The 6,897-nt window shown below is 43.9% G+C and carries 11 protein-coding genes; 8 read left to right on the forward strand and 3 right to left on the reverse strand.

Annotation, left to right across the window (positions count from 1 at the left end):
• Positions 1-144 precede the first annotated feature (144 nt).
• The gene (locus A2048_10660; GenBank protein OGP09910.1) at positions 145-552 is read left to right on the forward strand and encodes a hypothetical protein; all 408 of its coding nucleotides are present in this window, start codon (positions 145-147) and stop codon (positions 550-552) included.
• Between the two features lie 204 nt (positions 553-756).
• Here A2048_10660 and A2048_10665 read toward each other — a convergent pair whose 3' ends face one another.
• Positions 757-1,158 (reverse strand): hypothetical protein, encoded by a 402-nt coding sequence (locus A2048_10665; protein OGP09911.1) that lies wholly within the window; start codon positions 1,156-1,158, stop codon positions 757-759.
• A gap of 220 nt (positions 1,159-1,378) precedes the next feature.
• Here A2048_10665 and A2048_10670 point away from each other — a divergent pair, with 220 nt between their 5' ends.
• The 4 genes from A2048_10670 to A2048_10685 all read left to right on the forward strand — a co-directional run bounded on the left by A2048_10670 (position 1,379) and on the right by A2048_10685 (position 3,481).
• On the forward strand, positions 1,379-1,582 hold the full coding sequence (locus A2048_10670; protein ID OGP09912.1) for a hypothetical protein: 204 nt from the start codon (positions 1,379-1,381) through the stop codon (positions 1,580-1,582).
• Positions 1,583-1,732: 150 nt separating this feature from the next.
• Complete coding sequence (locus A2048_10675; protein ID OGP09913.1) at positions 1,733-2,176, forward strand: hypothetical protein; 444 nt, start codon at positions 1,733-1,735, stop codon at positions 2,174-2,176.
• Positions 2,173-2,742, forward strand: coding sequence for a hypothetical protein (locus A2048_10680; protein OGP09914.1), 570 nt, complete (start codon positions 2,173-2,175; stop codon positions 2,740-2,742). The genes A2048_10675 and A2048_10680 overlap by 4 nt, the downstream gene beginning before the upstream one ends.
• Positions 2,743-2,806: 64 nt before the next feature.
• Positions 2,807-3,481, forward strand: coding sequence for a hypothetical protein (locus A2048_10685; protein ID OGP09915.1), 675 nt, complete (start codon positions 2,807-2,809; stop codon positions 3,479-3,481).
• Positions 3,482-3,531: 50 nt separating this feature from the next.
• Here A2048_10685 and A2048_10690 read toward each other — a convergent pair whose 3' ends face one another.
• Positions 3,532-3,885 carry a hypothetical protein gene (locus tag A2048_10690; protein OGP09916.1) on the reverse strand — a complete coding sequence of 118 codons (354 nt, stop codon included), beginning with the start codon at positions 3,883-3,885 and terminating at the stop codon, positions 3,532-3,534.
• A 73-nt stretch (positions 3,886-3,958) separates the two neighbouring features.
• Positions 3,959-5,005 (reverse strand): hypothetical protein, encoded by a 1,047-nt coding sequence (locus A2048_10695; GenBank protein OGP09917.1) that lies wholly within the window; start codon positions 5,003-5,005, stop codon positions 3,959-3,961.
• A gap of 82 nt (positions 5,006-5,087) precedes the next feature.
• Between A2048_10695 and A2048_10700 the strand changes: the two genes are divergently transcribed.
• From A2048_10700 to A2048_10710, 3 genes are all read left to right on the forward strand, one after another.
• Positions 5,088-5,303 carry a hypothetical protein gene (locus tag A2048_10700; protein OGP09918.1) on the forward strand — a complete coding sequence of 72 codons (216 nt, stop codon included), beginning with the start codon at positions 5,088-5,090 and terminating at the stop codon, positions 5,301-5,303.
• A 47-nt stretch (positions 5,304-5,350) separates the two neighbouring features.
• Positions 5,351-5,794, forward strand: coding sequence for a hypothetical protein (locus A2048_10705; protein OGP09919.1), 444 nt, complete (start codon positions 5,351-5,353; stop codon positions 5,792-5,794).
• 417 nt (positions 5,795-6,211) lie between these two features.
• Positions 6,212-6,772, forward strand: a complete 561-nt coding sequence (locus A2048_10710; protein OGP09920.1) for a CRISPR-associated endonuclease Cas2 — start codon at positions 6,212-6,214, stop codon at positions 6,770-6,772.
• Positions 6,773-6,897 lie beyond the last annotated feature (125 nt).

Consider the following 6,897-nt stretch of genomic DNA (forward strand, 5'->3'; position numbering starts at 1 on the left):
CGGGTCCGGGCAGGCGTTTAGAAACAAGAGGCTGGTTAGTTTAAAAGAGGGGTAATATTGCGGTCAATAAGCCAAGCGTTCAAGTTGTAGCGAAAATCGCCAAAGTGTTAGGTCTTCCAATGGAAGATTTGGTAAAATAACACTATGATTTTTAATACAAAAATTGTTGTTGTGCTTCGGGAGGATCTCGCCCCGTGGCAATGCGCGAACGTTACGGCTTTCTTAGCCGGTGGGATTGCGAGTGATCCAAACATCATCGGCAAATCTTATGCTGACGCTTCTGGTCGTGGATACCTTCCATTATTGCGCCAACCCGTATTTGTCTTCGAGGGCAATGCAGAGGAACTCAAACGTACTTACGACCGTGCAATTTCGCGCGAAATTGCTTTCAGTATTTTTCCTAATGATATTTTTGCAACGAACAACGATGATGATAATCGTGCCGCAGTGCAAAGACTAAATCCTGACTCGATGAATCTTGCGGGGCTCGCTTTTCATACAGACGCAAAAATTGCTGACAAGATTACAGGTGGTCTCAAGAGACATCGCTGAACCTAAAATTTTTGAATTGAAAGAATTTACCGCCAGATACAAGACTATATCTGGCTGGCAGGTATAAAATTGTACCTGCCGCCAAACCTGCCTGCCGGCAGGCAGGGAAAAACTTGAAATCGTCCTTTTCGCTTCCGGTTCCCGCCTATCGGTCGGGCAGGCAATGCGAGGCGGGCGGAAGGCCTTCGAGGCGGGCAAGCGTTTTTACTTCACCGGCAACCGGACCAGCATCTCTTTCATGCTTTTGTAAAATTCAACGCACGGTCTAGACGGATCTGTTTCATTTTCTCTGGCGATTCTTTGAAAAGTTTTACCAACTATGGCGATGTTCTCATTCCAATTATCAATTCTTTCTTGAAGGTATTTTCCCGCCGGCACAACACCAGTGCGAAATCCACACTCTTCTGGTTTATCCTCAGCCGTCAACTCAACACAGGCCCAATATTTATCGTTGGGTGGGATACCAAAAACCAATCCATAAAACCTTCGCCCCTTTAAGGACGAAAGTTTTGACTCAAGTTTGTCGAAAGCCGGCCTCGAGCTTCTGACTCCTCTGGCCGATTCTACATACATGACCTTAATTTCGGGGAAGTCATTTATTACCATATTCTAAATTCTGATTATACATGATAAAATTCTCACTGGAGTTTGAGACACACTGCACCAATCGAGAGATTCGCGAAGGATGTGGAACCACTAGCTATTGCCCAAGGGTAAAAGCTTGACAACGCCTTTCACACCTTCGCTAAAGGTGCAGCTCTTTTCTTCCCTTGGCATAATACGAATATCGTGAAAGAGCATTTCGGTCCCCAAACCAGAGCCGCGCATGCGAATTTCCCCTTTTCCTACCCCCCATTTTCAAAAAGAGCTAATTATTGCCATTGTTGAAATTAAAAATGCAGCTGCTTTGACTCACTTAGAGGTTGGCGAGTTAGATAAAGCCCGTTCGGGCGCCATCGTTTTTCTCTCCTGGCTGGTTTTTGTTTCCTTTTTCAAACCTAAAGCGCAGGAAGTTTTCCACGAGGTTTAGAATTACGTCGTGGTTGAGCCATTTGCAAGGCGAGGCCTTGCGGAACTTGCCACTAGGTTTAAAGTTTATCAATAGTTTGGTATCATTTAACCTGTGAAAACTCTCGTTCTCTCTGATATCCACGATCACATTTTGAACCTTCAGAAAGTTATGGACGCTGTTAAGGGTCAGATTGAAGCGGTAATTTGTTGCGGTGATTACTGCGCTCCTTTCAGTGCTGGTCTCTTGTCCAACCTTAATCTGCCAACCTACACCTGTCTCGGCAACAATGACGAGGATCAAATCGGGCTCCTTAAAAAGGGAGGTCCTAATTTTACCTGGACTAATCTTTCGCAGGAGTTTGGTGAGATCGAATTGAGCAAGAGAAAAATCGCTTTTTGCCACTATCCGAGATTGGCTGAATTACTGGCTAAAAGCGGGGAGTATGACGCCGTTTTCTACGGACACACCCACGTTACCCGCAACGAAACAATCGGTAATACTCTTCTTTTAAACCCCGGTTCCGTCTGCGGAATTGTTGGAGGAAAGATGTCCCAAGCAAGTTATGCTATTTACAACACCAAAATGAATACCGCCGAGACTATAAACTTATGAGTTCAGACCTTTTCAACAAAGTAAAACGGTACGTCGTTGAGTCTTTTACGAAAGCTGAGGATCTATCAGGTTTGAGACACTTCGAAAGAACTGTTTATTGGGTTAAAAAGCTTCGACCGAGGGCTTCTGAAGCGCTTTTGGTGGCCGCTATCGCCCACGATATTGAAAGAGCTTTTAGGGATAAAAGTTATACCAAAATCAGTAAATCCAGCAAAGGTTTTAAAGATGATGGCCATTTAATTTCTCATCAGGAAAATGGTGCCCGTTTAGTCGGGGATTTTTTAGCGGCAGAAGGGGCTTCTAAGAAGCTGATAAATAGCGTCAAGGAATTAATCGGGAGGCATGAGGTTGGAGGGAATAAAGACCAAAATTTATTGAAAGATGCCGATAGCGTTAGTTTCTTCGAGAATAATATTGAGTATTTTGTTACTAAGCAAGTCGAAAAAACCAACCGCGAGAAAGTTAAGGAGAAGTTTGATTGGATGTTTAACCGTATCACCTCCGCCAAAGCTAAGAAATCGGCAAGGCCTTGGTACGAGAATGGGCTTAAAAAACTGGGGTATTAATAACCGTTTAATTTCCGCAATTTGACATTTTTCTGTGACGATCGTCAGTAAAATTTGACATTATATGAACAACAAGTTTATTTTCATTCGTACCATTTCAAATTTCCTTATCATCACCGGACTTTTTTTACTTCTGGCCGATTTCGGGCCGCTTTTTATTCAGGTGGCTTGGTACAAGATTCGTGAGGTTAGAGGCATTAACTACACCCTGGAAAAGGTTGGAGCTATACCGGAAACGGAGATTTCGCCTTTTGGCGTTTTGATGAGGAAGTACCCTCCCATCAGCGTTGAACCAATCTCCACGCAGTTCGGGATTGTGATCGAAAAAATCGGTGTTAACGCTCCGATCGTGGCCGACGTCAATATAGCTTCCTATAAAGATTACTTTGAGGCATTAAAATCGGGTGTGGCTCACGCGGCTCAAACTCCTAAGCCCGGCGGGGCGGGTAACACTTATCTTTTCGCCCACTCCGCTCTCGATTTTTGGAATTTTGGAAAGTACGCCAAGGTCTTTACTCTTTTAGGGCAAGTGGAAAAAGGAGACCGTATTGTCATTTTTTATCAAGGAAAACGCTATGACTACGTCATCGAAAATAAAGAGATCTTTAAAGGTTTTGACCTAACGCCCCTTCTTCGTGAATACGGAGAGCCGACTCTGACTCTACAAACCTGCGATCCGCCGGGGACGGCGCTCAACCGCTTGGTTGTGACGGCGAAGCTGGTGAAGGAAGGGATCTAGTTTGGTAGTCTGGTAGATGGGTAGTTGGATAGTTTATAGTTAGGTGGCTTTTAATCAATGATTTTGAGCCCCAGTTTATAGATCATTTTTGAAATTTCTTCCGCCATTGCGTACGCCTTTAGGAACTGTTCGTTACTTATAAGAATCTGCCTCTTACAAATTATAAGAAGAGTAACGCTTTCCCTAAGAGACCCCAGACTATCGTGTAGGAATTTTCTGAACTCCTTATTGGTGGTTTTACCACTACCTTCGGCTATATTTAAAGCTACAGACACTGATGCCCTTCTAGTTTGTGAGGTTAGTCCGAATGTTTCTTCTTTGGGAAAGTTTTTGGTTAGAGAATAGATTAAGTCGATAAAGTCTAGCGATTTTTGCCATACTTTTAAATTCTCAAACTTAAACATTGTCTACAGTTTTCCTGTCCATTTTTTGAGTAATCTATCCGACTATCTAACTACCGAACCATCCAACTAATAACTATCTCAACGATATTGCGTAAAGATTAGGCGGGGCCGATTGATTGAAGGTGGCCAGGATTATAATCTTGCTGCCGTCGGGGGTCGGGAAGACGCTGCCTAGAGACATTGATCCTGAGTAGATTTGGGTATTATTAGTTCCGTCTATTTCCACTAAATGAATTGATCCGGAAACGCAGGGTTGCTTCGCAGAATCGCATTCACTCGTGATTAAGTGCTTCGAATCAGGATACCAGCCGAATTCGGTTTTACTATCGAGTGACACCGTGGCGACGAGATATTCGTTCTCCTCGCCGACTCCTAACGGATCGCTCAAGTTACGGACATAAAACTGCCACGAGTCGCCTTTTTCATTTTTCTTTTTGTAGACGAACTTCTTTTCGTCCGGAGACCAGATGGTATTAGGGTCAGTGCTGATTTCACTAAGCGGTACTCCCAGTTTGTATTTATCGGACAGGGTTTTCTTTTTCGCGAGGACTTGCTTTTGCCAATTATTCTGTGTCGGAACAGCCGTGGTCGTGGCAACCGGGAGATCAGTGCCGCTCAAGTCCGCGAGATAGTAGCCTTTCTCGTTCATTTTAATAAGCATCTGATTATCACTGGGAGAGAGGTCGAGAAGATCGGCCGAAGAGTAGGCGAGCGTTTTTGTATCCGGAAAAATCAGAGAGGCCGCTGTTTTGAAGATATTGAAGATGGAGGAGTTTAAATCGAGGGCCCAGAGGCCTGATTTTTGTGGAGTATCAAGATCAGAATTGACCTTAGCAATGAAGTAGATCTTATCCTTGTTGCTGTTAATAACCGGATAATTGACGCCGGAAGTAGTTAAAGGTTTGATCTCAACGCTGCGGGGAATCAGGACGACGTCAACGAAGGTCACCAGCTCCTCTTTGACCGGAACATCCTTTTCCCAGCTGCTATAACCGTCTTTTTCAAGACGAAGCTTATAAGTTCCACCTTTAAGATTGCCGAGAGTTGTATTCGTGGCTAAAGCCAGGTTTCCATCGAGGAAGATACGGGCTCCGTCCGGCAGCGACTTAACCGAAATCATGCCGACTTTTTCGACCTTTTTCGTTTCCCGGTTTATTGTATAACCCTTGGCCCAAAGAAAAATTATCGTCGTTGTACTGACGATGAGGGTTAAAGTAGTGAAGAATATAAGGATGCGGCTGTTCATAACTTCGGTGATTATAGCATTTGCAGATCCTGCTTTCCACAATAGTCCTGCTCAATCAGGGATAGCATCTAAAATGAAGATAGAAGTTGATTTGCATCATTTTGCTTACGATCGTAAGCGTTTTGATGAAAATTTTGTAACTCGACAAATACTATATCTTATAGTACAATAGGGTTATAAGGTAAAATACCCTTAATCGCCTAAAAGGAGGGCGAGCAAATGAAACACTTGGATAAATGGTCGTTGGTCGCCGCGGCGTTGCTCACCGTGGCGATCATGGGGATTGGGGTCCTCGGCACCCAGCCGCAGGTCCGTGAAGTCCCCACACAGCCCGAGAGAGATCTTTCCGGATTGATCGCTATAGAGACAGTCCTGGACACGTGGAATGTGGTCAAGGAGTACCACATTCACGAAGATTCCGAAGGGCAGATTCTGGGGTTATCAGGCGAGCTGCAATTTGCCTGGGACCAGCCAGGACGGCAGATGGTGAAGTACTACCGCCTGCCGAATAGTGGCTGTGCCTCGAGCTCCGAAGTGCTCCTTTTCAACGCTCTGCAGAGAGCGGGGAGGGGGAGTGAAGAAAGAATTTTGGTTTGGGTCAATGAGGGAGTCATCTCCGGACTCCAAACTCACGGCGGCGAAGGCGCCAACGGTTGCCAGTGATTCATCCAACGGGATGTTGTTCCTCAAGTCGACTCTCGTCAACTTGAGGATTCCCTTAAGCCAAGTCACTCAATTTGAAAATTGCCGATTGATAATTGAGAAACTGATCTGGTTGGTTTAGGAGAGTTAAGAAAATCTCACATGACGGCTTCGTTGCACGAAATTTTTCCTACAACTTTTAATAACGTATTTTAATAACGTAAATTCCACCCTCCCCAATTAATAGCATTTCAAAAACATTTAAGCACAAAATGTTATAAGTTATTGACACTTTAGTGACGATCGTTTGAAAATTGTCATGTGCCGAAAGATATTCTTTCTTCTCTAACTATTGGTGATAAGATTCTCCTGACTTTTTTTGTGGTCTTGTCTTCCGCGGAAAAGGCTCTGTACGAGATACCAACGCCAAGGTCGATAATGCGGGCCGCTTCCGGATGGGACCCGGAATGCTTTGAAGGAAATAAAGATTCAATTATCGAAAGGACCTTTTATAGACTTTTTTCGAGGAGATTTATTGGCAGGATGGAGGAAGCGGAGAACCGTCGGTATAAGCTTACGGCTGAAGGTTTAGATTATCTTTTTCAAAAATTCCCTCAATTGAGAATTAGGCAAAGGAAATTTGATGGGTTTTGGAGAATTATTGTCTACGATATTGAGGAAACCGAGAGGAGACTGCGTAACCAGGTCAGGAAAGGGCTTAAATCGCTCGGGTTTCGAATGATCCAAAAGAGCGTTTGGGCGTCGCCTTACGATTGGGAAGGGGAGATTGATGAATTTCTTAAAAAGATAAAACTCGAAAAGGAGACCTATATTTTTCAATCCAAGCTCTCTGAGGATAAGACCGAGAAGTTACTCAAAAGCTATTGGCCAGACCTCGCAGCGGATGATTCAAATGATAAAAAAGACATAAACGAAAAAAGTCCTCTACGTTCTTTACTCTTACCGATCAGGTTACCGAAGGGTTTGCCTAACTTATAACTTTATGACACTTTCGTGACGATCGTTCAATAAGTGTCATGTACGTAAAAGACTCACTTTTCAAGACCTTAGACTTATCTAAGGACCGTAAAAAAGTCTAAGGACCATAAAAAAGTGGCTTCATG

Source organism: Deltaproteobacteria bacterium GWA2_45_12, assembly GCA_001797365.1.
GTDB lineage: Bacteria > UBA10199 > UBA10199 > UBA10199 > UBA10199 > UBA10199.